Origin of the sequence: Paracoccus aminovorans (assembly GCF_001546115.1) — a bacterium.
In the GTDB taxonomy this organism is placed as follows: Bacteria; Pseudomonadota; Alphaproteobacteria; order Rhodobacterales; family Rhodobacteraceae; genus Paracoccus; species Paracoccus aminovorans_B.
The window spans coordinates 1,722,773-1,749,685 of the sequence record NZ_KQ955208.1; the positions used below are offsets into that span (position 1 = coordinate 1,722,773).

27 protein-coding genes, 1 tRNA gene, 1 riboswitch and 1 other annotated feature are annotated in these 26,913 nt (G+C 67.4%); of the genes, 18 read left to right on the forward strand and 10 right to left on the reverse strand.

Features of this window, described 5'->3' with window-relative positions; genetic code table 11:
* The 4 genes from thiS to ASV56_RS08905 all read right to left on the reverse strand — a co-directional run bounded on the left by thiS (position 1) and on the right by ASV56_RS08905 (position 3,353).
* Positions 1 to 198: a sulfur carrier protein ThiS gene (thiS, locus tag ASV56_RS08890; protein WP_062561655.1), complete on the reverse strand. Its 198-nt coding sequence runs from the start codon at positions 196 to 198 to the stop codon at positions 1 to 3.
* On the reverse strand, positions 182 to 1,159 hold the full coding sequence (locus tag ASV56_RS08895) for an FAD-dependent oxidoreductase (RefSeq protein WP_062561656.1): 978 nt from the start codon (positions 1,157 to 1,159) through the stop codon (positions 182 to 184). The genes thiS and ASV56_RS08895 overlap by 17 nt, the downstream gene beginning before the upstream one ends.
* Positions 1,156 to 1,977, reverse strand: a complete 822-nt coding sequence (thiD, locus tag ASV56_RS08900) for a bifunctional hydroxymethylpyrimidine kinase/phosphomethylpyrimidine kinase (protein ID WP_062561657.1) — start codon at positions 1,975 to 1,977, stop codon at positions 1,156 to 1,158. The genes ASV56_RS08895 and thiD overlap by 4 nt, the downstream gene beginning before the upstream one ends.
* A gap of 64 nt (positions 1,978 to 2,041) precedes the next feature.
* A riboswitch (TPP riboswitch) is annotated at positions 2,042 to 2,145 on the reverse strand.
* A 41-nt stretch (positions 2,146 to 2,186) separates the two neighbouring features.
* The gene (locus ASV56_RS08905) at positions 2,187 to 3,353 is read right to left on the reverse strand and encodes a nucleotide sugar dehydrogenase (RefSeq protein ID WP_062561658.1); all 1,167 of its coding nucleotides are present in this window, start codon (positions 3,351 to 3,353) and stop codon (positions 2,187 to 2,189) included.
* Positions 3,354 to 3,476: 123 nt separating this feature from the next.
* On the opposite strand from ASV56_RS08905, the gene ASV56_RS08910 reads away from it, so the two are divergent.
* Positions 3,477 to 4,079 carry an HAD family hydrolase gene (locus tag ASV56_RS08910; RefSeq protein ID WP_062561659.1) on the forward strand — a complete coding sequence of 201 codons (603 nt, stop codon included), beginning with the start codon at positions 3,477 to 3,479 and terminating at the stop codon, positions 4,077 to 4,079.
* Between the two features lie 82 nt (positions 4,080 to 4,161).
* Positions 4,162 to 5,001: a glycosyltransferase family 2 protein gene (locus tag ASV56_RS08915; RefSeq protein ID WP_253879931.1), complete on the forward strand. Its 840-nt coding sequence runs from the start codon at positions 4,162 to 4,164 to the stop codon at positions 4,999 to 5,001.
* Here the strand turns inward: ASV56_RS08915 and aroQ are convergent.
* The 3 genes from aroQ to ASV56_RS08930 are packed head-to-tail and all read right to left on the reverse strand — an operon-like array spanning position 4,952 to position 8,007.
* Positions 4,952 to 5,386 carry a type II 3-dehydroquinate dehydratase gene (gene aroQ / locus ASV56_RS08920; RefSeq protein WP_062561661.1) on the reverse strand — a complete coding sequence of 145 codons (435 nt, stop codon included), beginning with the start codon at positions 5,384 to 5,386 and terminating at the stop codon, positions 4,952 to 4,954. The genes ASV56_RS08915 and aroQ overlap by 50 nt on opposite strands.
* Positions 5,387 to 5,414: 28 nt before the next feature.
* Positions 5,415 to 6,116, reverse strand: a complete 702-nt coding sequence (locus ASV56_RS08925) for a response regulator transcription factor (protein ID WP_062561662.1) — start codon at positions 6,114 to 6,116, stop codon at positions 5,415 to 5,417.
* Positions 6,109 to 8,007, reverse strand: a complete 1,899-nt coding sequence (locus tag ASV56_RS08930; protein WP_156429115.1) for a PAS-domain containing protein — start codon at positions 8,005 to 8,007, stop codon at positions 6,109 to 6,111. Before ASV56_RS08930 ends, ASV56_RS08925 begins: the two co-directional genes overlap by 8 nt.
* Before the next feature lie 119 nt (positions 8,008 to 8,126).
* Between ASV56_RS08930 and ASV56_RS08935 the strand changes: the two genes are divergently transcribed.
* From ASV56_RS08935 to ASV56_RS08970, 8 genes are all read left to right on the forward strand, one after another.
* The gene (locus ASV56_RS08935; protein ID WP_062561663.1) at positions 8,127 to 10,100 is read left to right on the forward strand and encodes an AMP-binding protein; all 1,974 of its coding nucleotides are present in this window, start codon (positions 8,127 to 8,129) and stop codon (positions 10,098 to 10,100) included.
* Positions 10,097 to 10,903: an ABC transporter ATP-binding protein gene (locus tag ASV56_RS08940; protein WP_062561664.1), complete on the forward strand. Its 807-nt coding sequence runs from the start codon at positions 10,097 to 10,099 to the stop codon at positions 10,901 to 10,903. Before ASV56_RS08935 ends, ASV56_RS08940 begins: the two co-directional genes overlap by 4 nt.
* A gap of 9 nt (positions 10,904 to 10,912) precedes the next feature.
* On the forward strand, positions 10,913 to 11,893 hold the full coding sequence (locus tag ASV56_RS08945) for a branched-chain amino acid ABC transporter permease (RefSeq protein WP_062561665.1): 981 nt from the start codon (positions 10,913 to 10,915) through the stop codon (positions 11,891 to 11,893).
* A 149-nt stretch (positions 11,894 to 12,042) separates the two neighbouring features.
* Positions 12,043 to 13,119: a branched-chain amino acid ABC transporter permease gene (locus tag ASV56_RS08950; protein ID WP_062561666.1), complete on the forward strand. Its 1,077-nt coding sequence runs from the start codon at positions 12,043 to 12,045 to the stop codon at positions 13,117 to 13,119.
* A gap of 45 nt (positions 13,120 to 13,164) precedes the next feature.
* The gene (locus ASV56_RS08955; protein WP_062562294.1) at positions 13,165 to 14,445 is read left to right on the forward strand and encodes an ABC transporter substrate-binding protein; all 1,281 of its coding nucleotides are present in this window, start codon (positions 13,165 to 13,167) and stop codon (positions 14,443 to 14,445) included.
* Positions 14,446 to 14,497: 52 nt separating this feature from the next.
* Entirely contained in the window at positions 14,498 to 15,322 is an 825-nt protein-coding gene (locus ASV56_RS08960) for an ABC transporter ATP-binding protein (RefSeq protein WP_062561667.1), read from the forward strand.
* Between the two features lie 17 nt (positions 15,323 to 15,339).
* Positions 15,340 to 16,557 (forward strand): phenylacetate--CoA ligase family protein, encoded by a 1,218-nt coding sequence (locus ASV56_RS08965; protein ID WP_062561668.1) that lies wholly within the window; start codon positions 15,340 to 15,342, stop codon positions 16,555 to 16,557.
* Positions 16,558 to 16,635: 78 nt separating this feature from the next.
* A complete protein-coding gene (locus tag ASV56_RS08970; RefSeq protein ID WP_062561669.1) occupies positions 16,636 to 17,076 on the forward strand; it encodes a DMT family transporter in 441 nt (146 codons plus the stop codon).
* A gap of 136 nt (positions 17,077 to 17,212) precedes the next feature.
* Here the strand turns inward: ASV56_RS08970 and ykgO are convergent, their stop codons facing one another.
* Together ykgO and ASV56_RS08980 are read right to left on the reverse strand one after the other, a co-directional pair.
* Complete coding sequence (ykgO, locus tag ASV56_RS08975) at positions 17,213 to 17,338, reverse strand: type B 50S ribosomal protein L36 (protein ID WP_017998967.1); 126 nt, start codon at positions 17,336 to 17,338, stop codon at positions 17,213 to 17,215.
* Positions 17,339 to 17,422: 84 nt separating this feature from the next.
* A tRNA-Val gene (locus ASV56_RS08980) sits at positions 17,423 to 17,497 on the reverse strand.
* Positions 17,498 to 17,677: 180 nt separating this feature from the next.
* Here ASV56_RS08980 and ASV56_RS08985 point away from each other — a divergent pair.
* From ASV56_RS08985 to ASV56_RS09005, 5 genes are all read left to right on the forward strand, one after another.
* On the forward strand, positions 17,678 to 18,541 hold the full coding sequence (locus ASV56_RS08985) for an N-formylglutamate amidohydrolase (RefSeq protein ID WP_062561670.1): 864 nt from the start codon (positions 17,678 to 17,680) through the stop codon (positions 18,539 to 18,541).
* Positions 18,542 to 18,554: 13 nt separating this feature from the next.
* Positions 18,555 to 19,445 carry an SPFH domain-containing protein gene (locus ASV56_RS08990; RefSeq protein WP_062561671.1) on the forward strand — a complete coding sequence of 297 codons (891 nt, stop codon included), beginning with the start codon at positions 18,555 to 18,557 and terminating at the stop codon, positions 19,443 to 19,445.
* Positions 19,442 to 19,708, forward strand: a complete 267-nt coding sequence (locus ASV56_RS08995) for a hypothetical protein (protein WP_062561672.1) — start codon at positions 19,442 to 19,444, stop codon at positions 19,706 to 19,708. Before ASV56_RS08990 ends, ASV56_RS08995 begins: the two co-directional genes overlap by 4 nt.
* A gap of 20 nt (positions 19,709 to 19,728) precedes the next feature.
* Positions 19,729 to 20,124, forward strand: coding sequence for an NUDIX hydrolase (locus tag ASV56_RS09000; protein WP_082724772.1), 396 nt, complete (start codon positions 19,729 to 19,731; stop codon positions 20,122 to 20,124).
* A gap of 64 nt (positions 20,125 to 20,188) precedes the next feature.
* Positions 20,189 to 20,818: a glutathione S-transferase family protein gene (locus ASV56_RS09005; protein ID WP_253879933.1), complete on the forward strand. Its 630-nt coding sequence runs from the start codon at positions 20,189 to 20,191 to the stop codon at positions 20,816 to 20,818.
* Here the strand turns inward: ASV56_RS09005 and pyrF are convergent, their stop codons facing one another.
* Complete coding sequence (pyrF, locus tag ASV56_RS09010) at positions 20,819 to 21,511, reverse strand: orotidine-5'-phosphate decarboxylase (RefSeq protein ID WP_062561675.1); 693 nt, start codon at positions 21,509 to 21,511, stop codon at positions 20,819 to 20,821.
* Between the two features lie 152 nt (positions 21,512 to 21,663).
* Here pyrF and clpB point away from each other — a divergent pair, with 152 nt between their 5' ends.
* The 3 genes from clpB (at position 21,664) to ASV56_RS09025 (ending at position 25,919) form a co-directional block, all read left to right on the forward strand.
* Positions 21,664 to 24,291: an ATP-dependent chaperone ClpB gene (gene clpB, locus ASV56_RS09015; protein WP_062561676.1), complete on the forward strand. Its 2,628-nt coding sequence runs from the start codon at positions 21,664 to 21,666 to the stop codon at positions 24,289 to 24,291.
* A gap of 108 nt (positions 24,292 to 24,399) precedes the next feature.
* Positions 24,400 to 25,296, forward strand: coding sequence for a protein-methionine-sulfoxide reductase catalytic subunit MsrP (msrP, locus tag ASV56_RS09020; protein ID WP_062561677.1), 897 nt, complete (start codon positions 24,400 to 24,402; stop codon positions 25,294 to 25,296).
* Positions 25,293 to 25,919: a protein-methionine-sulfoxide reductase heme-binding subunit MsrQ gene (locus ASV56_RS09025; RefSeq protein WP_082724773.1), complete on the forward strand. Its 627-nt coding sequence runs from the start codon at positions 25,293 to 25,295 to the stop codon at positions 25,917 to 25,919. Before msrP ends, ASV56_RS09025 begins: the two co-directional genes overlap by 4 nt.
* A 496-nt stretch (positions 25,920 to 26,415) precedes the next feature.
* Positions 26,416 to 26,906: a sequence feature (16S ribosomal RNA rRNA prediction is too short), on the forward strand.
* Positions 26,907 to 26,913 lie beyond the last annotated feature (7 nt).

A 26,913-nucleotide genomic window follows, 5' to 3' on the forward strand; every position in this document is an offset into this window, starting at 1 on the left:
TCAGCCCCCCTGCATCGGCGCCACGACTTCCAGCGCGTCGCCATCCTTCAACGTGGTCCCGGCGCGGGCGGCGGCGGGCAGGAAGGCGCCGTTCAGCGCCGTGGCGACCTTGGCCGCGCCCAGGCCGATTTCGTCCAGCGCATCCTGGACCGAGGGCCCGGCAAGGCTGCGATTTTCGCCGTTAAGGGTGATTTTCATCCATGAACTCCGGTATCTGGCCGTCCAGCAGGTGGTCGGCGGCCATGCGGGCCACGGCGGGGGCCAGAAGATAGCCGTGGCGATAGAGGCCGTTGGCGAACAGCGTGTTTCCACGCCGGCGCAGGCGCGGCAGGTTGTCGGGGAAGGCCGGGCGGGCGTCCGAGCCCAGTTCGAGGATCTCGGCCTCGGCAAAGCCCGGATGCAGCGCATAGGCGGCCGACAGCATCTCGACCGCCGAGCGCGCGGTGACGCGATATTTGCCGCCGGTTTCCAGCATCGTGGCGCCTATCATGTATACACCGTCCCCTCTTGGAACAAGATATAGGGGGATGCGCGGATGCAGCAGGCGGATGGTGCGGGTCAGCTGAACCTCGGGGCAGCGGATCACCAGCATCTCGCCCCGCACGCCGCGCAGGTCGGGCAAGGCGTCGCGGGCAGCAAATCCGCGGGCGTCGACGATCAGGCCCGTCGGCTCGCCTTCGGTCTCGATGGCGACGCCGGCAGCGGTCAGCCGGTCGCGCAGCGCCATGAGGGCGGCGCGGGGGTTCAGATGCGCCTCGCTTTCGAAAAACAACCCGCGCGCGAACCGGCCCTGCAATTCGGGCTCCAGCGCGGCGATGGCGTCAGCGTCCACCGGGCGATGCGCCTCTGTCATCCGGGCGAAGCGGTCCAGTTCCGCCCGGTCGCGCGAGGGGGCGAGCACCAGCGTGCCGCGCCGGATGACCTCGGCGCCATGCGCCTGCCACCAGTCGGCGGCGTCAACACCCAGGCGCAGGACCACCGGCTCGGCGCTTTCGGCTTCGCACCAGGGGGCCAGCATGCCGCCGGCACGCCAACTGCAGGCCTGCGCGCCGGGCTTGCCGGCGGGGTCGATGACGCGGGGGATGACGCCGCGGTCAAGCAGGGTCGCGGCAATGGCGAGTCCCATCACGCCGCTACCAAGGATTGTTATGTCGTTCATTCGTCACCCCACATTTTGTAGAAGTGATGCACCGGCCCATGGCCCAACCCGACCCCCAGCCCGTCGGCGGCGCCGATGGCGCCTTGCAGCCAGCCATGGGCGCGGGTGACCGCAGCGGGCAGGTCCAGCCCCAGCGCCAGCCCCGCCGCGATGGCCGAGGACAGCGAGCAGCCGGTGCCATGGGTATTGCGGGTCTGCTGGCGCGGCGCCGACAGCTGAAAGCCCTGCGGACCGACCAGCAGGTCGGTGCAGGTCTCGCCCTCGGCATGGCCGCCCTTCATCAGCACATGGCCCGCGCCCAGGGCACGCAGCGCCTCGCCCTGCTCGGCCATCTCCGCGGGCGTGCCGGCCGGGGCGCCGCCCAGCAGCCGTGCGGCCTCGGGCAGGTTCGGAGTCAGGACGGTCGCCAGCGGCAGCAGCCGGTCACGCAGCGCCTGGACCGCCGCGTCGGGCAGCAGCGCATCGCCGGATTTCGCCACCATCACCGGGTCCAGCACCACCGGGATCGGATCGGCTTGCAGCGCGATGTGCAGCCGGTCCGCGACGGCTGTGATCACATCCGGGCCGCCGACCATGCCGATCTTGATTGCGCGCACGTCCAGATCGCCGAAAACCGCGTCGATCTGCGCCGCGACCATGGCGGGCGAGACCGCCTCCACCGCCGCGACGGTGCGGGTGTTCTGGGCGGTGATGGCTGTGATCACGGATGCGCCATAGACCCCCAGCGCCGAGAAGGTCTTGAGGTCGGCCTGGATGCCGGCGCCGCCGCCGCTGTCCGAGCCGGCGATGGTCAGCGCGATGCGAGCTGGTCCCGCCATGATCCGCCTTTCATTGTCCGGTCGAGGCGGCGGAGAGGGGGTGGCGGCTGACATGATGCTGTTGCCGCGACACTCTACCCTTCCCTCCGCCGGTATGAGCCGGATCAGGTTCGATGGGTCGGTGCCTGGCACCTCTCAGCCCCGTTCGGGGCCCCCCAAGTGTATGAGTCGTGGCGGGACACTAGGGCCGGCGCGCGGCTTTGGCAAGCTCAGTCGCGGGCGAACAGGTCGCGGGTGTAAAGCTTGTCCTGCACGTCGGCCAGTTCGGGCGCCTGGCGGTTGGCGATGATCAGGTCGGCCTGGGCCTTGAAGGCGTCGAGGTCGCGCACCACCGGGCTGTTGAAGAAATGCTCCTGTTCCAGCACCGGTTCGTAGACGATGCAGGGGATGCCCTTGGCCTTGATCCGCTTCATGATGCCCTGGATCGAGCTGTCGCGGAAATTGTCCGAGCCGGATTTCATCACCAGCCGATAGACGCCGACCAGCTTCGGACGCCGGGCGATGATTTCCTCGGCGATGAAATCCTTGCGGGTGCGGTTGGAATCGACCACCGCGGCGATCAGGCTTTGCGGCACCTGGTCGTAGTTCGCCAGCAATTGCTTGGTATCCTTGGGCAGGCAATAGCCGCCATAGCCGAAGCTGGGATTGTTGTAATGCTCGCCGATCCGCGGGTCGAGGCCGACGCCCTCGATGATCTCGCGCGTGTTCAGCCCGCGGGCGACGGCATAGCTGTCGAGTTCGTTGAAATAGGCCACGCGCATGGCGAGATAGGTGTTCGAGAACAGCTTGATCGCCTCGGCCTCGGTCGAGCCGGTGAACAGGATCGGCATGTCCTTGCGGATCGCGCCCCGGGCCAGCAGATCGGCCAGCCGATGCGCGGCCGGGCCGTGGTCGCCCACCACGATGCGCGAGGGGTGCAGGTTGTCCTGCAACGCCCGGCCTTCGCGCAGGAATTCCGGCGAGAACAGGATGCCGTCATGGCCGGTCTTTTCGCGCATGCGCTGGGTAAAGCCGACCGGGACGGTGGACTTGATGACGATGGTCGCCTGCGGCGCGTGGCGGCGGGCCAGCGCGATCACGCTTTCCACGCTGGAGGTGTCGAAGCGGTTCGAGCGCGGGTCGTAATTCGTCGGCGTGGCGACGATGACGAATTCGGCGCCGGCCATGGCCTCGGCCGGGTCGGTGGTGGCGCGCAGGTGCAGCGGCTTTTCCGCCAGCCACTGGCTGATCTCGGCATCCTCGATGGGTGAGCGGCCGGCATTCACTTGGGCCACCCGCTCGGCGCTGATGTCCAGCGCCACCACCGCGTCGTGCTGCGCCAGCAGCACCGCGATCGACATGCCGACATAGCCCAGCCCAGCCACCGATATGGTCATCGCGTTCCCTTTCCCCGTGGTTTTCCCGGCTCTAGCACGGCTTTTCGCCCGGCAGAAGCGCGCCGGCTTGCGGGGCCGGCCGTGTTTCGGCACGATCCGGCCGGATGGCAAGGGAGGCCGGCGATGAAAAGCGTGATCTTCGACCTGGGGGCGGTGCTGATCGAATGGGATCCGGCGCTGGCCTTTGCCGATGTCTTCACCAGCCGCGCCGCGGCCGAGGCCTGGATGGCGCGCATCGGCTTCGACGGCTGGAACCGGGCGCAGGACGGCGGGCGCAGCTTTGCCGAAGGGCTGCAGGCCGCGCGCGAGGCGCATGGCGACGAGGCCCGGCACCTGGCGGGCTATCTGGCCGGCTTTCCGCTGACCATCGAAAAGACCGTGCCCGGCGCCTGGGAAATCGCCGAGGCGCTGCTGGCGCGGGGGGTGCCGCTCTATGGCCTGACGAACTGGGCGGCCGAGACCTGGCCCCATGCGCTGGAAATCCATCCCCGGCTGGGCCGGCTGTTCCGCGACATCGTGGTTTCCGGACGGGTGGGCGCGCTGAAGCCCGAGCCGGCGATCTATCGCCTGTTGATGGACCGCAATGGCTTGCGCCCCGAGGATTGCATCTTCATCGACGACAATCCCGACAACGTCGAGGGCGCCCGGGCGCTTGGCATCGACGGCATCCATTTCACCGGCGCCCAGGCGCTGGGCGCGGCGCTGGCGCGGCGCGGGCTGTTCTGACGCGATCGTGACGGCGGCCGTCAGCCAATTGTAAGCTGGAGCGCGTTAGGAGGGCACGCCCGAACTGACCTAGGAAGCCAGCTTGCCTCTTGTCGTGACCCTGTCCTCGATCCCGCCGCGCTTTGCCGGGCTGGAGCCGACCCTGAAATCGCTGCTGAAACAGCAGGTTCGCCCCGACGAGGTGCGGCTTTACCTGCCGCGCCGCTATCGCCGCTTTCCCGACTGGGACGGCAGCCTGCCGGCGGTGCCCCAGGGCGTGCGCATCGTCACGGTCGAGGACGACCTGGGCCCGGCGACCAAGATCCTGCCGGCGGTGCGGGATTTTCGCGGCCAGGATTGCGAATTGCTGCTGTGCGACGACGACCGGCTTTACGATCCGCTGTGGACCAGCCGCTTCCTGGCGGCGCGACGCGCGCATCCGGGCTGCGTCATCGCCGAGGCCGGCGGCTTCGTTCCCGGCCATGCCGGCGGGCTTGAGCCGCGCGCGGTGCCGCGCCGCAAGGACTGGCGCTATCGCCTGCTGCGCGCGGCCACGCTGGGGCTGGTCAAGCCGCATGCCTGGCTGCGCTCGGGCCATGTCGATGTGCTCAAGGGCTATGGCGGCGCCATGCTGCGGCCCGAGTTCATGCCCGACAGCGCCTTCGACATCCCCGAGCTGCTGTGGACGGTGGACGATCCCTGGCTGTCGGGGAACCTGGCGCTGAACGGCGTGCCGATCTGGCTGAACGCCGAGGGCCGGGTGCCGGGCGAATGCCGGACCGCCCGCTGCCATGCGCTTCTGGACTTTGCCTTGCAGGGCAAGGGCCGGGGCGATGCCAATGGCGCCTGCTACGAATGGTTCCGCCAGAACCTGGGCATCTGGCCGGCCGGGCCTAGCCGACCATCTTCGCCGCCTGCTGCAATGCCAGCAGATAGCCGTTGACGCCGAAGCCGGCGATCACGCCCTCGGCGCGCAGGCTGACATAGGAATGGTGGCGGAAGCCCTCGCGCTTGTGCACGTTCGAGATATGCACCTCGAGCACCGGGCCGTCGAAGGTGTTCAGCGCGTCGAGGATCGCGACCGAGGTATGGGTAAAGGCGGCCGGGTTGATGACGATGGCCTGTGCCCGCAACCGCGCCTCGTGGATCTTGTCGATGAGCGCGCCTTCGTGGTTCGACTGGAAGAAGTCGATGGTCAGGCCCAGTTCGGCCGCCGTCGCCTTGCAGTCGCGTTCCACGTCGGCCAGCGTGGTGCTGCCATAGATCTCGGGCTGGCGCTGGCCCAGAAGGTTCAGGTTCGGGCCGTTCAGGACATAGACGGTGGGCATGGCAATCTCCGCTGCTTTCGGGTGGATCCTAGCCCAGTTCGGCCAGGAAGATATAGCCGGCGCCATAGATCGTCTTGATGAGGCGCGGGTTCTTCGGATCCTCGCCCAGCTTGGTGCGCAGGCGCGAGATGCGCACGTCCATCGCCCGGTCGAAGCTTTCCCCCGCCGTGCCGCCCAGCGTCTCGAGCATCTGTGCGCGCGAGATCAGCCGGCGCGGGTTGTCGAGAAACAGCCGCAAGACCTCGGCCTCGGCATGCGAGATCGGCGTCTCGGCGCCCTCGGGCGAGGTCAGGGTATAGCGGTCGAAATCCGCGGCCCAGCCGGCGAAGCGGATCTGCTGGCGGCCGGGGCCGGCGTCGCGCTGGGGTTTGCGCAACCGGGCGCGGATGCGGGCCACGACTTCGGCCGGCTCGAAGGGCTTGATGATATAGTCGTCGGCGCCCAGCTCCAGCCCCGTCACCCGGTCCTGCACCTGCGCCCGGCCCGAGATGATGATGATCGCGGCGCCGCTTTCGCTGGCCAGCCGGTGCACCAGCGCCAGCCCGTCGCGGTCGGGCAGGCCCAGGTCGATCAGGATCGCCTCGGGCTGGATGCGGCGCAGCGCCGCCTCGAACTCGGTGGCGCGGCCGAAGCCCAGGGTGCGAAAACCCGCCTCCTCCAGCGCCGCGGACAGCAGGCGGCGGATCTCGGGCTCGTCGTCGAGGATGGCGATCAGGGGCGCGTCAGTCATCGGTATCTGCCAGGGCCAGGGCGAGTTCGGTGTCGCCAAAGGGCTTGGTCAGGACCGGCCCGTCAAGCCCCGATCTGCCCGGATCGCCCGGCGGCAGCGCGGTCATCAGCACCACGGGCAGGCCGCGCCCGCGCAGGGCGGCGCCCGAGCCGTCGCCCAGCTGCAGGTCCGACAGGATCAGCGTCAGGCCGGTCAGGTCGGTCAGGCCCTGCGCCTCGGAGAGCGATCCGGCCTCGATCACCGAATGGCCCTGGGCGGTCAGCAACTCGCGGATATGGCTGCGGATGGCGTCGTCGTCTTCGACCAGCAGGACCAGATGCGGGCGGGCGGCGCGCAGCGGCAGGCGGATCGCGACCTGCGCGCCCTGGGCAAGGTTCGCCAGCCGCAGCGTACCGCCGGCCAGCTTGACCTGGTCATAGACCATCGACAGGCCCAGCCCGCTGCCCTTGCTGCCCTTGGTGGTGAAGAAGGGCTGCGTGGCGCGGGCCAGCGCCTCGTCCGAAAAGCCGGGGCCGCTGTCGGTGACGGTGATTTCCAGCCAGCGCCCGGCCGTGCGGGCCTGCAAGCCGATGCGGCCCTTGCCCTGCATGGCGTCGCGGGCGTTCAGGATCAGGTTCAGCAGCGCATCCTGAAGCGCGCCGGGGTCCAGCATCACCCGCGCCGGCAGGTTGGTCGTGGCGTGTTCCAGCGTCACGGCGGCGCCCAGCGTCGGCCGGGCCATGGCGGCCAGGTGCTCGAACAGCGCGCTGAGGTCCACCGGCTGCGGGTGCTGCTCGCGCTTGCCGGTCAGCGCGGCGATGCCGTCCAGCAGCGTCGCCCCGCGCCGGGCGGCGGCCAGGGTCGCCTGCACGTCCTCGGCCTGTTCCGGCGGCAGGCCGGCGCGCGCCAGCCGGGTTTGCAGGCCGAGGATGATGGTCAGGAGATTGCCGAAGTCATGCGCCAGTCCCGAGGTCATCTGCGCCGCCAGCGCGCGCTTGGCGGCATGGGTCAGCGCCTCGCGCGATTGCACCTCGGCGGTCACGTCGGTCGACAGCACATAGGCGCCGCGCCCGGTCGGGTCCGGGGTCAGGGCGATGCGGATGCGCCGCCCCGAGGGTGGGTGCGTGATCTCGAACACCTGCGGCTGGCCGGCGACGGCGCGGTCCATATGCGGGCGGATGCGGTCGAAGGTCTCGCGGCCCAAGACCTCTTCGCCCGCGCGGCCGATGATGCCGCGGTCGGCACCGGGAAACACCGCCGCGATCTGGTTGTTGGAAAAGGTATAGCGATAGTCGCGGTCCATATGCGCGATATGGGCCGGCACCATGGCGGTGACATGGCGGGTGCGGGCCTCGGATTCGGTCAGGATGCGCTTGGCCTCCTCCAGCGCGGCATTGGTCGCGGCCAGCGCGCGGTTCGCGGCCGACAGCCGCTCGGCATGGTCCAGCACCAGTTCGGAAAGCTCCTCGGAGCGGGCGCGCAGCAGTTCTTCCTGCCGCTTGATCTGGGTGATGTCGGTATAGACCGCGATCCAGCCGCCTTGCGACAGCGGCGCCCCCTCGACCGAGATCCAGCGGCCGTCGGCGCGCTTGCGCTCCATGTAATGCGGCTGGAAGGTGCGGGCCTGGTCGACGCGCTCGCGAATCGCGGTCTCGGGGTCGTCCTGGGGCCCGTATTCGCCGCGATGCACCAGGTAGCGGATGGTGTCCTGGAAGCTGGCGCCGGGCCAGGTCAGTTCGTCCGGCAGGCCGAACATCGCCTGATAGGGGCGGTTGCAGACCGCCAGCCGCAGGTCGGCGTCGAAGATCGAGATCGCCTGCTGGATCAGGTTCAGCCCCGAGCGGGTCAGCGCGGCATGTCGGTCTGGGGTAGGCTGGGCCGGGTTGGGCTGGGCCGGGGTGGTGGTCGCCATGGCTGTTGCCTTGCAGTTGTAACAATTCGTAGGATTCGGGCAAAACTGACGCAAGGATTGCCGCAGTAAGCTGCGATTGCCAGAGGGGAAGAGGAGCCCGGACGGCAAGGGGAGGATCTATGCAGAACCAGCCGGACCGCAGCGGACCGCCGTCGATTCCAGCGCTGCTGGCGCGCAATGCCGCGACCTGGGGCCAGCGGCCGGCCTATCGCGAAAAGGAATTCGGCATCTGGCAAAGCTGGACCTGGGCCCAGGCGGCCGAGGAAATCCGCGCGCTGGCGCTGGGCTTTCTGCACATGGGCCTGGCGCCCGGCGACCATGTCGCGATCATCGGCCGCAACCGCCCGGCGCATTACTGGTCCATGGTCGCGGCGCAGATGTGCGGCGCGGTGCCGGTGCCGCTGTATCAGGACGCGGTGGTCGAGGAGATGGCCTATGTGCTGGGCCATTGCGGCGCGCGTTTCGTGGTCTGCGGCGACCAGGAACAGGTGGACAAGGTGCTGGAGGTCGGCGCCGGCGCTCCGAAGATCGAGCAGATCATCTATACCGACAAGCGGGGCATGCGGAAATACGACCACAGCGCCATGAACGCGCTGGCCGACGTGCAGGCCGAGGGCCGCGCCGCGCATCAGCGCCACGAGGAAGAACTGGACCGCCGCATCGCGGCCCTCGGCTACGACGACACCTGCGTGATGCTGTATACCTCGGGCACCACCGGCAAGCCCAAGGGCGTGGTGCTGTCGAACCGCAACATCATCGAGACGGCCAGGAACACCTGCGCCTTCGACAGGCTGACCGAGGCCGAGGAGGTGCTGGCCTATCTGCCGATGGCCTGGGTCGGCGACTTCATCTTCTCGGTCGGCCAAGCCTATTGGGCCGGCTTCACGGTGAACTGTCCCGAAAGCGCGCAGACCATGATGACCGACCTGCGCGAGATCGGCCCGACCTATTTCTTTGCCCCGCCCCGCGTCTTCGAGGGCCAGCTGACCAGCGTGATGATCCGCATGGAGGACGCCGGGCGCATCAAGCGCGGGCTGTTCCACCACGCCATGAACCTGGCCCGCCGCATCGGCCCGGACCTGCTGGACGGCAAGCCGGTCGGGCTGCTGGACCGGCTGCGCTATGCCCTGGGCGACCTGCTGGTCTATGGCCCGCTGAAGAACACGCTGGGCTATTCCCGCATCCGCGTCGGCTATACCGCGGGCGAGGCGATCGGGCCCGAGATCTTCGATTTCTACCGCAGCCTCGGCATCAACCTGAAGCAGCTCTACGGCCAGACCGAGGCCTCGGTCTTCATCACCCAGCAGCCCGACGGGCAGGTGCGCTCGGACACGGTGGGCGTGCCCTCGCCGGGGGTGGAGCTGAAGATCGCCGACAGCGGCGAGGTGTTCTATCGCTCGCCCGGCACCTTCGTCGAATATTTCAACAACGCGGAAAGCACTGCCTCGACCAAGGATGCCGAGGGCTGGGTGGCGACCGGCGACGCCGGCTTCTTCGAGGAGGGCTCGGGCCACCTGCGTATCATCGACCGCGCCAAGGACGTGGGCCGCATGGCCGACGGCCGGATGTTCGCGCCGAAATATGTCGAGAACAAGCTGAAGTTCTATCCCAACATCCTGGAGGCGGTGGTCTTCGGCGCCGGGCGCGGCATGTGCACCGCTTTCATCAACATCGACCTGACCGCGGTCGGCAATTGGGCCGAGCGCAACAATATCGCCTATGCCAGCTATCAGGAACTGGCCGGCCATCCGCAGGTCTATGCCGCGATCCGCGAGCATGTCGAGGCGGTGAACGAATCCGTCGCCGCCGACCCGATGCTGTCGGGCTGCCAGATCCACCGCTTCCTGGTGCTGCACAAGGAGCTGGACCCCGACGACGGCGAGATGACCCGCACCCGCAAGGTGCGCCGCAACATCATTGCCGAGAAATATGCCGACCTGATCGCCGCGCTCTACGACGGAAGCGAGCAGGTCAGTACCCGCACCGAGGTGACCTATGAGGACGGCCGCAAGGGCGAGATCCGCGCCACGCTGCGGATCGAGGACGCCCGCACCTTTCCCACCGCCGAGCCGCAAAGGGTGGCCGCAGAATGACCCATGACCCGACCCCCGACGCCCGCCACATCGGCCCGGTGCTGATGGACCTGAAAAACATCACCCTGCGTTTCGGCGGCGTGACCGCGATCAAGGACATCAGCTTCGACATCCGCGAGGGCGAGATCCGCGCCATCATCGGCCCGAACGGCGCCGGCAAATCCTCGATGCTGAACGTGATCTCGGGCTTCTACGTCCCGCAGGAGGGCGAGATCTGGTTCGAGGGCAAGCGCCGCCCGGCGATGAAACCCTATGAGGTGGCGCGGCTGGGGCTGGCGCGCACCTTCCAGAACATCGCGCTGTTCGACGGCATGTCGGTCCTGGACAACATCATGACGGGGCGGCTGAACAAGATGAACGCCCCGCTCTGGAGCCAGGCCCTGTGGTGGGGCCGGGCCGAGCGCGAGGAAGTGGAAAACCGCGCGCAGGTCGAGAAGATCATCGATTTCCTGGAAATCCAGAACATCCGCAAGACGCCCGTGGGCCGGCTGCCCTATGGGCTGAAGAAGCGCGTGGAACTGGCCCGGGCGCTGGCGGCCGAGCCGCGCATCCTGCTGCTGGACGAGCCGATGGCCGGCATGAACGTCGAGGAGAAGGAGGACATGTGCCGCTTCATCCTGGACGTGAACGACGAATTCGGCACCACCATCGCCCTGATCGAGCACGACATGGGCGTGGTCATGGATCTGTCGGACCGGGTCGTGGTGATGGACTACGGCAAGAAGATCGGTGACGGCACCCCGGACGAGGTGCGCAACAATCCCGAAGTCATCAGCGCCTATCTGGGCGTGGAACACGCATAGGGGGCGGGGATGGAATTCCTTTACGCAAGCGAGGTCCTGGTCAACGGGCTGATGGCCGGGGTGATGTATTCGCTGGTCGCGCTGGGCTTCGTGCTGATCTACAAGGCCTCGGGCGTCTTCAACTATGCCCAGGGGGTGATGGCGCTGTTCGCGGCCATGACGCTGGTCGGCATCATGGAGGGCCGGGTGCCCTTCGCCCATCTGATCAACGCGGCCTTCGGAACGCATGTCTCCAGCTTCGGCTGGACCGTGCCGGCGCTGCTGGGCATCGCGCTGACGGCGCTGGTCATGGTCGGCCTCGCCATCGCCATCGAGAAGCTGGTGCTGAAGCACCTGGTCGGGCAGGAGCCGATCATCCTGTTCATGGCCACCATCGGCCTGGCGTGGTTCCTGGAAGGCCTGGGCGACGTGATGTGGGGCGCCGACGTCAAGACGCTGGACGTGGGCCTGCCGCAGGGCATCTCGGAAACCGCCGAGACGCTGACCAACGACTGGCTGGGCTATGGCTTCTTCATCGACAGGCTCGACATCTGGGCGGCGGTGATCGCGGCGCTTCTGGTCGCGGCACTGGTCGGCTTCTCGCAATATACCAAGCAAGGCCGCGCCATGCGCGCCGTGGCCGACGACCACCAGGCGGCGCTGTCGGTCGGCATCAGCCTGCAATTCATCTGGATCATGGTCTGGTCCATCGCCGGCTTCGTGGCACTGGTCGCGGGCATCATGTGGGGCACCAAGTCCGGCGTGCAGTTCAGCCTGTCGCTGATCGCGCTGAAGGCGCTGCCGGTGCTGATGCTGGGCGGCTTCACCTCGATCCCCGGCGCCATCGTCGGCGGGCTGATCATCGGCATGGGCGAGAAGTTGTTCGAATATTTCGTCGGCCCCCTGGTCGGCGGCGCGACCGAGAACTGGTTCGCCTATGTGCTGGCGCTGCTCTTCCTCGTCTTCCGGCCGCAGGGCCTGTTCGGCGAGCGCATCATCGAGCGGGTCTGAAATGATGAAAAGATTCTATGCCTCCGGCGGGGATATTTGGGCAAGAAAGAAGCCGGGCGCGGCTTTGGTCTTCTTTCTTGTGAAAATATCCCGCGGGGGTGTGGGGGCGCGAAGCCCCCACCAGCCAGCAGCAAAGCCGGGAGGGGCGGATGTTCTATCGTGAGGCGGGCGACTTCAAGACGAGCTATCGCGACGATGGCCAGACCTTCCCGATCCGGCTGGACCGCTGGGGCTATTACGCCATCCTGGCCGTGGCCTTCCTGGTCGTGCCGCTGGTCATCGACAGCTACTGGGCCAATGCGGTGCTGGTGCCCTTCCTGATCTATGCCATTGCGGCCATCGGCCTGAACATCCTGACCGGCTATGCCGGCCAGGTCAGCCTGGGCACGGGCGGCTTCATGGCGGTGGGGGCCTATGCGGTCTACAAGCTGATGACCGCCTTCCCGGGCGTGCCGATCGTGATCCTGATCGTGGTCGCGGGCGCCGTTACCGCGGTGGTCGGCGTGCTGTTCGGCCTGCCCAGCCTGCGGATCAAGGGCTTTTATCTGGCCGTGGCGACGCTGGCGGCGCAGTTCTTCCTGGTCTGGCTCTTCAACAAGGTGCCGTGGTTCTACAACTATTCCGCCTCGGGCCAGATCAACGCGCCGGAACGCACCATGTTCGGCTGGGCGATCACCGGGCCGGCCACCACGGCCTCGGCGAAATACCTGACCTGCCTGGTCTTTGCCGTCGTGCTGGCCTGGGTGGCGCGCAACCTGACCCGCGGCAGCGTGGGCCGCAAGTGGATGGCGATCCGCGACATGGACATCGCGGCCGAGATCATCGGAGTGAACCCGCTGACCGCCAAGCTGTCGGCCTTTGCCGTCTCGAGCTTCTTCGTCGGCATCGCCGGGGCGCTGCTTTTCTCGGTCTACCTGGGCGCGGCCGAGGCCAGCGAGGCCTTCGGCATCAACAAGAGCTTCCTGATCCTGTTCATGGTCATCATCGGCGGCCTCGGCAGCATCTTCGGCAGTTTTGCCGGCGCGGCCTTCCTGGTCCTGCTGCCGGTGTTCCTGAAGAACGTGCTGGTGGCGCAACTCGGCTGGCCGACCGACCTGGCCGCCCATATCGAGCTGATGATCGTCGGCGCGCTGATCGTCTTCTTCCTGATCGTCGAGCCGCATGGCCTCGCGCGGCTGTGGCGGCTGACGAAGGAGAAGCTGCGGCTCTGGCCGTTCCCGCATTAACGACCGGATAACCGGCGCATGAAAACCCTTGGGGAGGAGACCAAGATGAAACTGAAACTCGCAAGCCTGGCGCTGGGCGCCGTCATGGCGGCGGCACCGGCTATGGCCGACCTGGTGGTGCCGAACCTCAGCTATCGCACCGGCCCCTATGGCGCGAACGGCACGCAATATGCCGACGGGTTCAACGACTATTTCACCCTGCTCAACGAACGCGACGGCGGCATCGGCGGGCAGAAGGTGCTGACCCCGGAATGCGAGACCGCCTATAACACCGAAAAGGGCGTCGAATGCTATGAGGCGACCAAGGGCAATGGCGCGCTGGTCTATAACCCGCTGTCGACCGGCATCACCTATCAGCTGATCCCCAAGGTCTCGGCCGACAAGATCCCGCTTTATACCCCGGGCTACGGCCGGACCTCGGCCAAGAACGGCAAGGTCTTCGAATGGATCTTCAACGCGCCGGCGAACTATTGGGACGGCGCCTCGGTCGCGGTGAAATACCTGCTGGACCAGAACGGCGGCGACCTGAACGGCAAGAAGATCGCGCTGGTCTATCACAACTCGGCCTATGGCAAGGAGCCGATCCGCACCCTGCAGGAACTGGCCAAGAAGCACGGCTTCACCCTGACCGAGCTGCCGATCGACCCGCCCGGGCAGGAGCAGAAAAGCCAATGGCTGCAGATCCGCCGCGACAAGCCGGATTACGTCATCATGTGGGGCTGGGGCGTGATGAACCAGACCGCGATCCAGGAGGCTGCCAACATCCGCTTCCCGATGGAGAACTTCATCGGCATCTGGTGGTCGGGCTCCGAGGTTGACGTGCTGCCGGTCGGCGCCGCCGCGAACGGCTACAAGTCGCTGACCTTCAACGGCGTCGGCACCGATTATCCGCTTTACGCCGACATGCAGAAATTCGTCGTCGAACCGGGCAAGGCCTCGCAGGGCGGGCAGTTCGTCGGCTCGGCGCTTTATTCGCGCGGCATGTATGCCGCCGTGGTCATCGCCGAGGCGATCAGGAAGGCGCAGGAACTGGCCGGCACCGCCGAGATCAACGCCGCCCAGTTGCGCGACGGGTTCGAGGCGCTGGACATCACCCCCGAGCGCCTGACCGAGATCGGCCTGCCGGACTTTGGCCCCGAGATCAAGATGAGCTGCGACAACCACGGTGGCAGCGGCATGGCGCGGCTGCAGCAATGGGATGCGGCGGCCAAGAAATGGACGCTGATCACCGAGTTCACCGCGCCGGATCAGGAAATCCTCGACCCGCTGATCCTCGAGGACAGCGAGGCCTATGCCAAGGAAGCCGGCATCACGCCGCGCTGCTGAGCCCGCACCCCGGCGGTCCGCCGCCGGGGCCACCCATGCAAGGGGAAAAGCCATGTTCGACGCATCGCCCGACCGCGAGACCCTGCTCGAGGTCAACAATATCGAGGTGATCTACAACCACGTCATCCTGGTGCTGAAGGGCGTCAGCCTGTCGGTGCCCAAGGGCGGCATCACCGCGCTTCTGGGCGGCAACGGCGCCGGCAAGACCACGACGCTGAAGGCGATCTCGAACCTGCTGCATTCCGAGCGCGGCGAGGTCACCAAGGGCGCGATCAGCTATCGCGGCCAGCGCGTGCAGGACATGGACCCGGCCAGCCTGGTCAAGAAGGGCGTGATCCAGGTGATGGAGGGCCGGCATTGCTTCGAGCACCTGACCATCGAGGAAAACCTGCTGACCGGCGCCTATACCCGCAGCGACGGCCGGGCCGCGATTGCCCGCGACCTGGAGATGGTCTATGCCTATTTCCCGCGCCTGAAAGAGCGTCGGAAAAGCCAGGCCGGCTATACCTCGGGCGGTGAGCAGCAGATGTGCGCCATGGGCCGGGCGCTGATGTCGCGGCCGGAATGCATCCTGCTGGACGAGCCTTCGATGGGGCTTGCGCCGCAGCTGGTCGAGCAGATCTTCGAGATCGTCCGCGCGGTGAACGAGGGCGAGGGCGTCACCTTCCTGCTGGCCGAGCAGAACACCAATGTCGCGCTGCGCTATGCCCATTACGGCTATATTCTGGAAAGCGGCCGGGTGGTGATGGACGGCCCGGCCGAGGCGCTGCGCGAGAACCCGGACGTCAAGGAATTCTATCTCGGCATGTCGGATCAGGGCCGCAAGAGCTTTCGCGACGTGCGCAGCTATCGCCGGCGCAAGCGCTGGCTGGCCTGAGTTCGGAAAGGCACCCCATGAGCTTCTATGACCAGTTGGAAACCCGCAGCCCCGAGGCGCGGGACAGGGATCTGGCGGCCGAACTGCCGCGCGCCGTGGCCCGGGCGCAATCCGCGCCGGGGCTGGCCGCGCTGCTTGCCGGCGTCGATGCGCCATCGGTGACCGGTCGCGCGGCGCTGGCCCGGCTGCCGGTGCTGCGCAAGTCCGAGCTTTCGGCCGCGCAGAAGGCGGCACCGCCCTTCGGCGGCTTCACCACGCGCCCGGCCGCGGATTTCGAGAACATCTTCCAGAGCCCCGGCCCGATCTATGAGCCGGGCCGGCGCGACGGCGACTGGTGGCGGCTGGGTCGCTTCCTGCATGCCGCCGGCATCGGCCCGGGCGACATCCTGCAGAACTGCTTCGGCTATCACCTGACTCCGGCCGGGATGATGTTCGAAAGCGCCGCCCGCGCGGTCGGCGCCGCGACCCTGCCGGCCGGCACCGGCCAGACCGAATTGCAGGTCCGTGCAGGCGTCGACATCGGCACCACCGCCTATGCCGGGACGCCCGACTACCTGAAGATCATCCTCGACAAGGCCGAGGAGATGGGCGAGCGCATGCGGTTCTCGCGCGCCGTGGTTTCGGGCGGGGCACTGTTTCCCAGCCTGCGCCAAGCCTATGCCGAGCGGGGCATCGCCTGCACGCAATGCTATGCCACCGCCGACCTGGGGCTGATCGCCTATGAATCGCCGGCGCTCGACGGCATGATCGTGGACGAGCGCGTGATCGTCGAGATCGTCCGCCCCGGCACCGGCGACCCGGTGCCCGAGGGCGAGGTCGGCGAGGTTCTGGTCACCACGCTGAACCCCGACTATCCGCTGGTCCGCTTCGCCACCGGCGACCTGTCGGCGGTGCTGCCCGGCACCAGCCCTTGCGGTCGCACCAACATGCGCATCAAGGGCTGGATGGGCCGCGCCGACCAGACCACCAAGATCAAGGGCATGTTCGTGCGCCCCGAGCAGGTCGCGGCGCTGGTCGCCCGCCACGCCGAGATCACCCGCGCCCGGGTGGTGGCCGATCGCGCCGGCGACATGGACGTGATGACGGTGCTGCTGGAGACCGGCGCCCAGGACGCGGCGCGCTACGAGGGCGCGGTCTTCGACACGCTGAAGCTGCGCGGTCGCATCGAACTGGTCGCGCCGGGCTCGCTGCCGAACGACGGCAAGGTGATCGAGGACCGCCGCAGTTACGACTGACGCCGGCGGCGCAAGGCTGGCCCTTCGGCCCGGCAGGGGCTATTCCCGCGCAGGACATGCGTCGCAAGGGGAAAAGCCATGCCATATCTGCTGCTCGCCGGGCTGGTGACGCTGGCCGGGGTCTGCATCGCGGTCCAGGCGCCGATCAACGCGGCGCTGGGCCGCGGCGTGCAAAGCCCGCTGGCGGCCGCCGCCATCTCTTTCGGGGTCGGCTTCAGCATCCTGGCGCTGGCCGCCATCGGCCTGGGGCAGGGCCGGGCCTTCCTGCGCGCCGGTTCGATGGAATGGTGGATGTGGGCCGGCGGCGCGCTCGGCGCCTTCTATGTCTGGACCATGGTCTGGACGCTGCCGCGGCTCGGCGCGCTGACCGCGCTTTGCGCGCTGGCGCTGGGCCAGATCCTCGCCGCCATCCTCCTGGATCGCACCGGCGCCTTCGGCCTGCCCATCCGCGAGATCTCGTTGCCGCGCGCGCTGGCGGCGCTGATGGTCGGCGGCGGCCTGATCCTGTCCCGCTTCTAGGACTTCTTTCTTGGAAAAATATCCACGGGGGCGTGGGGGCAGTCGGCCCCCACCAGCGACCGCGCCAGCCGGAACGGCAGAACGCCCGCCGCACAACCGCGCGACGGGCGTTCGAAAACAGCGATCAAGCCGCGGATCAGCCCTGGCGGGCCTTGAAGCGCGGGTTGGTCTTGTTGATCACATAGATCCGGCCCTTGCGGCGCACGATCTGGCAATCGCGGTGGCGGCTCTTGAGCGAGCGGAGCGAATTGCGAACCTTCATCGGTCTTCTCCTATCGCGGCGCATCGCTAGGTCGCGCCTTGAAAACGAAATACCGCCGGCAGGCACCGGCGGCGCGAAACAGAATGGTGGGCGGTACTGGGATCGAACCAGTGGCCACTACGATGTCAACGTAGTGCTCTACCGCTGAGCTAACCGCCCACGAACAGGTGATTCTGCGAGAAAACCCGCCGGATCGCCTTGGTCCGCGTGTCTATAGCCACCTCCTCCGGGGGTTTCAAGCCCTCAATCGCCGGCTTTCGCGCTTGCGGTTCGCGGGCGAATGGCTTTCAGTCTTTCTGCCCGGAATCGACGCCGGGACCACGCGCGGAACCCTGGGGAATGGACAGCGAAGACAGCGTATATGACCTGACAAGGCCGGACCGCTGGCAGGGCGGGGTGATCTTTGCCTCGCCGCATTCCGGCTGCGCCTATCCCGACTGGTTCCTGGCCGAATCGCGGCTGGACGCGCAGCAGTTGCGCTCCTCCGAGGATGCCTTCGTCGACCGGCTGATTCGGCGCGCGCCGGACCATGGCGCGGCGCTGCTGACCGCGCGGGTGCCGCGCTCGGTCGTGGACCTGAACCGGGGCCCCGAGGAGATCGACCCGCTGGTGGTGCAGGGCGCCACGCCGCCCGCGATGAACCCGCGCATCATGGCCGGGCTGGGGGTGATCCCCCGCGTCGTCTCGCAGGGGCGTTCCATCCACGACCGGCCGATGCCGCGGGCCGAGGCCGAAAGCCGGCTCGCGCGCTTCTGGCATCCCTATCACCGCGCGCTTTCGGGCCTGATCGACGAGGCGGTGGCGCGCTTCGGCGGCGCGGTGCTGATCGACATGCATTCCATGCCGCGCGACGCGCTGGCGCATCTGCCGCGCCCGCGACCGGACATGGTGCTGGGCGACCGCAACGGCGCCTCGGCCGCGCCCCGCATCAGCGCCGCCGTGGCCGAGGCCGCCACGGCCGAGGGCTTCCGCGTCCGCCGCAACTCGCCCTTTGCCGGCGCCTATGTCACCGCGACCTATGGCAGGCCGCGCGACAATATCCATGTCGTGCAGCTGGAACTGGACCGCTCGCTTTACATGGACGAGGGCCGGATCGAGCCGCGCGCCGACTTCGCGCAGTTCGAGGCCCGCTTCGCCCGTGTCGTCGCGCGGCTGGCCCGGCTGCGACCGGATGCGACCGACGGCGCCATCGCCGCCGAATAGAAAAGGACTGCCGATGCCGCCCGAACTCTCGGACCTGCTCAGCCGGAACATCGCCCTGATCGTGCTGGCGGTGGTGATCTTCTTCGCCGTCAGCCGCGCCGTGCGCATCGTGCCGCAATCCGAGAAATTCGTCGTCGAGCGCTTCGGCCGGCTGCATGCGGTGCTGGGGCCGGGGATCAACTTCATCGTGCCCTTCCTCGACCGCGTGGCGCATCGCATCTCGGTGCTGGAACGGCAGCTGCCGACCTCGCGCCAGGATGCGATCACGGCGGACAACGTGCTGGTGCAGGTGGAAACCAGCGTCTTCTACCGCATCATCGAGCCGGAAAAGACCGTCTATCGCATCCGCGACGTCGATGCGGCGATCACCACCACCGTCGCCGGCATCGTGCGGTCCGAGATCGGCACCATGGAGCTGGACCAGGTGCAGTCGAACCGCGCCCCGCTGATCGAGCGCATCCGCGAATCGCTGGCCAATATCGTCGACGATTGGGGCATCGAGGTGACGCGGGCCGAGATCCTGGACGTGAACCTGGACGAGGCCACCCGCGCCGCCATGCTGCAGCAGCTGAACGCCGAGCGCGCCCGCCGCGCCCAGGTGACCGAGGCCGAGGGCCGCCGCCGCGCCGTGGAGCTGGCCGCCGACGGCGATCTTTACGCCGCCGAGCAGCAGGCCAAGGCCAAGCGCATCCTGGCCGATGCCGAGGCCTATGCCACCAATGCCATCGCCGCCGCCATCCGCGACGGCGGCATCGAGGCCGCGCAATATCAGGTGGCGATGAAGCAGGTCGAGACCCTGGCCGAGGTCGGCAAGGGCCAGGGCAAGCAGACGGTGATCCTGCCCGCCGCGGCCGTCGAGGCCATGGGCGACGCCTTCAAGCTGTTCCGGGGGCCGCGGCCATGATGAACGGCTGGATCTGGATCGCCGTCGGGCTGGCGCTGGCCGCGCTGGAACTGGCGCTGCCGGGCTGGTTCTTCCTGGGCGCCGCCATCGCGGTCGGGCTGATGGGCCTGGCGCTGCTGGTCGGGCTCTGGACCGGCGGGCTGCCGCTGGCGCTGGTGGTGACCGCGGTGCTGACCGGGGCGATCTGGCTGGCCTTGCGCCGCATCTTTGGCACCAGCCGGGGCGAGGTGCGGCGCTGGACCCGCGACATCAACGACAACTAGGCTTCATCGGCGCCAAGCTGGTGCTGACCCATGCCGGCTGCCTGCTGGCCTGCCTGCGCGACGATTTTCCGCATATCCCGTTTCCGGCGCATTGGGATCTGCCCGGCGGCGGGGCCGAGCCGGGCGAGACGCCGCTTGCCTGCGGCCTGCGCGAGCTTCACGAGGAGTTCGGCCTGCGCCTGGCGCCCGGGCGGCTGACCGGTCGCGCCTTTGCCGCCTGGAACGACCCCGGCCGGCAAAGCTGGATGTTCCACGGCCAGCTTCGCCCCGAGGAAATCGCCGCCATCCGCTTTGGCAACGAGGGGCAGGAATGGCGCATGATGCCTGTCCAGGAATTCATCGCCCATCCCCGCGCGGTGCCGCATTTCCGGCAGCGCGTGCGGCTGATCCTTGCCGAGGCCGGCGCGGATATTTGAGAATCGGCACCGGCCGTGCATGATCCGCCTCGAATCGCATGGGCGAGTCAGCATGGAGCATGTCATGTCCGTGATGCAGCTTTACCGGCGCGGCGGTTGGGGCTCGGCCATCGTCGAGATGCAACTGGCGCATTACGGGATCGGCTTCGAGCCGGTCGAGGTCGCCGATCTGTTCATCGACCAGCAGGCGCGCGAGGCGCTGATGCGCATCAGCCCGGCCGGGCAGATCCCGGTGCTGATCCTGCCCGACGGTCGGGTGATGTCGGAGACCGCCGCGATCACCCTGCACCTGGCCGATCTGACCGGGCGCGACGATCTGGTGCCCGGGCCGGATGCGCCCGAGCGGCCGCAGTTCCTGCGCTGGCTGATCTTCCTGGTGGCGCAGGTCTATCCCTGCTTCACCTTCGGCGACGATCCGGCGCGCTTCCTGACCGAGGAACCGGCGCAGAAGCAACTGGCCGAGGCCAGCACCACGCGGCTGCAGGAGCTGTGGTCGATCCTGGAAAGGGCGGCCGGCACGCCTTGGCTGCTGGGCGAGCGCTTCTCGGCGCTGGATGTCTATGCGGCGGCGATGACCAATTGGCGGCCCGGCCCGGAGTGGTTCCAGGCCCAGGCGCCCAAGGTCTGGGCCAGCGCCCAGGCGACCGCGGCGCGGCCCGAGATCGCCCCGGTCTGGCAGCAGAATTTCGCCTGATCAGGCCGAGGCGAGTTCCGCCTGGATCGCCTGCGCGGCGGCGCGCGGGTCGGCGGCCTGCCAGATCGGGCGGCCGACCACGATATGATCGGCGCCATTGGCGATGGCGGTGGCGGGCGTCTCGATCCGTTTCTGGTCGCCCGCCTCCGCGCCCGCCGGCCGCACGCCGGGGGTGACGATCAGCCGGCCCGCCGATTCCGGCAGGGCGCGGATCGCTGCTGCCTCGCGCGGGCTGGCGATGACGCCGTCGGCCCCGGCCTCGAAGGCGCGGGCGGCGCGGGTCGCGACGATCTCGGCCAGGTCGCCCGGCACGATCAGCCCGGCATCGAGGTCGGCGCGATCCAGCGAGGTCAGGATGGTCACGGCAAGGATCTTCAGGTTCGACCCGGCCGCGCCCTGTTTCGCCGCCCGCACCACATGCGGGTCGCCGTGCACGGTCAGGAAGTCGAGGTCGTATTGCGCAATGCCCTTGACCGCCGCCTGCACCGTCGCGCCGATGTCGAAGAATTTCATATCCAGGAAGATGCGCTTGCCATGTTCCTGCTTCAGCTCGTTGGCGAGTGCGAGCCCGCCCCCGGTCAGCATGCCCAGCCCGATCTTGTAGAAGCTGGCGGCGTCGCCGATCTTTTTGGCCAGCTCCAGCCCGGCCAGCGCATTCGGCACGTCCAGCGCCACGATCAGACGGTTATCCATGTTTCACCCAAGGCTGCGACAAACGGCGCGGTTATAAGGGGGAACCGGCCGTCTTGAAACCCCGTTTGTCCTTGCCCATGTCACAGGCAGACCCGAGCCGGATCGTGCCATTGCGGGCGGTCCAAAGCGGGGGCTAAGGAAAGGATTTTCATATGGATATGGAAAAATTCACGGAACGCTCGCGCGGTTTCCTGCAGGCCGCCCAGACCATTGCGATCCGCGAGGAAAACCAGCGCGTGATGCCCGAGCATCTGCTGAAGGCGCTGATGGATGACGACCAGGGCTTCGCCAGCAACCTGATCGCGCGCGCCGGGGGCGATGCCCAGGCGGTGCGGCAGGCGGTCGACCTGGCCGTGGGCAAGCAGCCGAAGGTCAGCGGCGGGCAGGGTCAGGTCTATGTCGACCCCTCGATGGTGCGCGTGCTGGACGAGGCCGAGAAGCTGGCCAAGAAGGCCGGCGACAGTTTCGTTCCGGCCGAGCGCATCCTGACCGCTCTGGCGGTGGTCAACACCAATGCGCGCGACGCGCTCAGCGCCGGCAAGGTCACGGCGCAGGCGCTGAACGCCGCGATCAACGATGTCCGCAAGGGCCGCACGGCGGATACCGCCAGCGCCGAGGACAGCTATGAGGCGCTGTCGAAATACGCCCGCAACCTGACCGAGGCGGCCGCCGACGGCAAGATCGACCCGATCATCGGCCGGGACGAGGAAATCCGCCGCGCCATGCAGGTGCTGTCGCGCCGCACCAAGAACAACCCCGTGCTGATCGGCGAGCCCGGCGTCGGCAAGACCGCCATCGCCGAGGGCCTGGCGCTGCGCATCATCGACGGCGACGTGCCGGAAAGCCTGCGCAACAAGCAGCTCTGGGCCCTGGACATGGGCGCCCTGATCGCCGGTGCGAAATACCGCGGCGAGTTCGAGGAGCGGCTGAAGGCGGTGCTGAAGGAGATCGAGAACGCCGCCGGCGAGATCGTGCTGTTCATCGACGAGCTGCATGTGCTGGTCGGTGCCGGCAAGACCGATGGCGCCATGGATGCCGCGAACCTGATCAAGCCGGCGCTGGCCCGCGGCGAGCTGCATTGCGTCGGCGCCACCACGCTGGACGAATACCGCAAGTATATCGAGAAGGACGCGGCTTTGGCCCGGCGCTTCCAGCCGGTGATGGTGCTGGAGCCGACGGTCGAGGACACGATCAGCATCCTGCGCGGCATCAAGGAAAAATATGAGCTGCACCACGGCGTGCGCATTTCCGACGCGGCGCTGGTCGCGGCGGCGCAGCTGTCGCATCGCTACATCACCGACCGCTTCCTGCCCGACAAGGCCATCGACCTGGTGGACGAGGCGGCGAGCCGGCTGCGCATGGAGGTGGACAGCAAGCCCGAGGAGCTGGACCAGCTCGACCGCCAGATCCTGCAGATGCAGATCGAGGCCGAGGCGCTGAAGAAGGAAGACGACGCCGCCAGCAAGGACCGGCTGGAGAAGCTGGAAAGGCAGCTGTCCGAGCTGCAGGAGCGCTCGGCCACGATGACCGCGCGCTGGCAGGCCGAGCGTGACAGGCTGGAAGGCTCGCGCAACCTGAAGGAGCAGCTGGACCGCGCCCGCGCCGAGCTGGACCAGGCCAAGCGCGAGGGCAACCTGGCCCGCGCCGGGGAGCTGTCCTATGGCATCATCCCCGGGCTGGAGAAGAAGCTGGCCGAGGCCGAGGGCCCCGACGAGGGTCCGATGGTCGAGGAGGCCGTGCGCCCCGAGCAGATCGCCGAGGTGGTCGAGCGCTGGACCGGCATCCCGACCAGCAAGATGCTGGAAGGCGAGCGCGAGAAGCTCTTGAAGATGGAAGAGGTGCTGGGCAAGCGCGTCATCGGCCAGTCCGAGGCGGTGACGGCGGTGGCCAATGCCGTGCGCCGTGCCCGCGCCGGGCTCAATGACCCGAAGCGGCCGCTGGGCAGCTTCCTGTTCCTGGGCCCGACCGGCGTTGGCAAGACCGAGCTGACCAAGGCCATCGCCGAATACATGTTCGACGACGACAGCGCTATGGTCCGCATCGACATGTCGGAATACATGGAGAAGCATTCGGTCGCGCGGCTGATCGGGGCGCCTCCGGGCTATGTCGGCTATGACGAGGGCGGCGCGCTGACCGAGGCGGTGCGGCGCCGTCCCTATCAGGTGATCCTGTTCGACGAGGTCGAAAAGGCGCATCCGGACGTCTTCAACGTGCTGTTGCAGGTGCTGGACGACGGTCAGTTGACCGACGGCCAGGGCCGGACGGTGGACTTCAAGCAGACGCTGATCATCCTGACCTCGAACCTGGGGGCGCAGGCGCTGTCGGCGCTGCCCGACGGCGCGGATTCGAGCCAGGCGCGGTCGCAGGTCATGGACGCGGTCCGGGCGCATTTCCGCCCCGAATTCCTGAACCGGCTGGACGAGATCATCATCTTCCACCGCCTGACGCGCGAGAACATGGACGGCATCGTCAGGATCCAGCTGATGGGCCTGGAACACCGGCTGGCGCAGCGCAACATCCATCTGGACCTGGACGAGGATGCGATGAAATGGCTGGCGGACGAAGGCTATGACCCGGTCTTCGGCGCCCGGCCGCTGAAGCGGGTGATCCAGCGCAGCCTGCAGAACCCGCTGGCCGAGATGATCCTGGGCGGCGAGGTGCTGGACGGCCAGACCGTGCATGTCGGCGCCGGGCCCGAGGGGCTGATCGTCGGCAACCGGGTGACCGGCGCCCATCTGGGCGAGGCCGGCGAAAGCGGCCCGCGCGCGCCGCTGCATTGAGCCTTGAAAGGGCGGCCTTCGCGGCCGCCCTTTCCCGTTCACGCGGAATTTCATCGGCCTGCGCCGGCTCCGGTGGCATCATGGTCGGGCTGGATGAAAGGATGCGCCATGAAGCTCAGCTGGTCCGACGTGACGCCCGAGGCGGATTTCCTGAACCGCCGCAGCTTCCTGGCCGCCGGGCTGGCCATGCTGGCGACGCCGGCGCTGGGGCTCAGCGGCAAGCCCTCGGGCTTTTCGACCGATGAAAAGCCGAACAGCTTCGAGGACATCACCCATTACAACAATTTCTACGAATTCGGCACCGGCAAGACCGACCCGGCCGAATATGCCGGCAGCCTGAAGACCGCCGGCTGGCAGGTCGCGATCGACGGCATGGTCGACAAGCCCGGCCGCTACGGCGTCGAGGATCTGGCGCCCGACTCGGCGCTCGAGGAGCGGATCTATCGCCTGCGCTGCGTCGAGGCCTGGTCGATGGTGATTCCCTGGCTCGGCGTGCCGCTGGCCTCGGTGCTGGCCAAGGCGGGGGTGCAGCCGGGGGCGAAATACGTGGCCTTCCGCACGCTCGAGGATCCGGCGCAGATGCCGGGCCAGCGCAGCCGCAGCATCGACTGGCCCTATCGCGAGGGGCTGCGGCTGGACGAGGCGATGCATCCGCTGACCATCCTCGCGACCGGACTTTACGGCAAGGTGCTGCCCAATCAGAACGGCGCGCCGATCCGGCTGGTGGTACCGTGGAAATACGGCTTCAAGTCGATCAAGTCGGTGGTCTCGATCACCCTGACCGACAAGCAGCCGCAGACCAGCTGGCAGATGCTGCAACCCTCCGAATACGGCTTTTACGCCAATGTGAATCCGCAGGTCGACCACCCGCGCTGGTCCCAGGCCACCGAGCGGCGCATCGGCGCCGGCCTGTTCGGCGGCCGGCAGGACACGCTGATGTTCAACGGCTATGCCGACCAGGTCGCGGATCTCTACGCCGGCATGGACCTGAGGAAGAACTATTGATCCAGCGGTTGAATGGCTGGCTGCGCCGCCTGCCGGTCTGGGCGGTCTGGCTGGGCGGGATGATTCCCCTGGCGCTGCTGATCTGGGACACGCTGGCGGGTGGCTTGGGCGTCGATCCGGTCCGCGACATCGAGCATCGGCTGGGACGCACCGCGCTTTATTTCCTGCTGGCGACCCTGGCCGTGACGCCTCTGCTGCGGCTGACGCGGCTCAACCTGATGCGGTTTCGCCAGGCGCTGGGGCTGATCTGCTTTGCCTATCTCGGCTGCCACCTGCTGGCCTGGGTGGTCTTCGACATGGGCTTTCTCTGGGCGCAGATGCTGCGGGACATCGTGAAGCGGCCCTATCTGGTCTTCGGCATGCTGGCCTTCGCGATGCTGCTGGCACTGGCGGTCACCTCGAACCGGTTCTCGATCCGGCGCATGGGCCGGAACTGGCGGCGCCTGCACCGCCTGATCTATCCCGGGGCCCTGCTGGCGGCGATTCACTGGCTCTGGGCGCTGAAGGTCTGGGAATCATGGCCGCTGATGATTCTCGGCGCGATTCTGCTGCTGCTTTCCCTGCGTTTGCCGGGTCTGGCGCGGATTTCGCTGGTCCCGGGCGTGTCCAGATCTCGCGGCTAGGTGGCGCCGAGCGGCCGCGCTGTCGTCGCGGCGGTGAACAATTGGCAATGAAAAACATTTATATTCAGTATCTTACCAGAAACTGTCATTTTCTTGTTTTTTCCCTCTTGCGGGTGTTTGTGCCGCGGCCTAAATACCCGCTCACCGAACGACGGCAGCGTCGGACGGGACGGGGAAGCGGGAGCGGAACCGAGACAATCTGGGACTTGATGGCTTGGACGGCGCCAGTAAGGAAGTGGCGCGGTTTGGGTTGTTTTGTTTCCTTTGCTTTTTGACATTGCTGTATGAATGAAGGGATATGCGGGCGGTCTGGTCGTTTTCGACTGGGAAGTTTGCATATCGGCTCTCTAGGGTAACCGATGATGAGAGTGTCAGCTTCACTGTTTGACGGTTCACGGAAGTGGAACGACAAGCAGAGATGATCTCCTGCTAGGCGCAGGAGACAGATGTGCAAGGTTCTTACGTCAAGGATACGGCTCATGCCGTTTCAACTTGAGAGTTTGATCCTGGCTCAGAACGAACGCTGGCGGCAGGCCTAACACATGCAAGTCGAGCGAACCCTTCGGGGTTAGCGGCGGACGGGTGAGTAACGCGTGGGAACGTGCCCTTCTCTACGGAATAGCCCTGGGAAACTGGGAGTAATACCGTATACGCCCCTTGGGGGAAAGATTTATCGGAGAAGGATCGGCCCGCGTTGGATTAGGTAGTTGGTGGGGTAATGGCCTACCAAGCCTACGATCCATAGCTGGTTTGAGAGGATGATCAGCCACACTGGGACTGAGACACGGCCCAGACTCCTACGGGAGGCAGCAGTGGGGAATCTTAGACAATGGGGGCAACCCTGATCTAGCCATGCCGCGTGAGTGATGAAGGCCTTAGGGTTGTAAAGCTCTTTCAGCTGGGAAGATAATGACGGTACCAGCAGAAGAAGCCCCGGCTAACTCCGTGCCAGCAGCCGCGGTAATACGGAGGGGGCTAGCGTTGTTCGGAATTA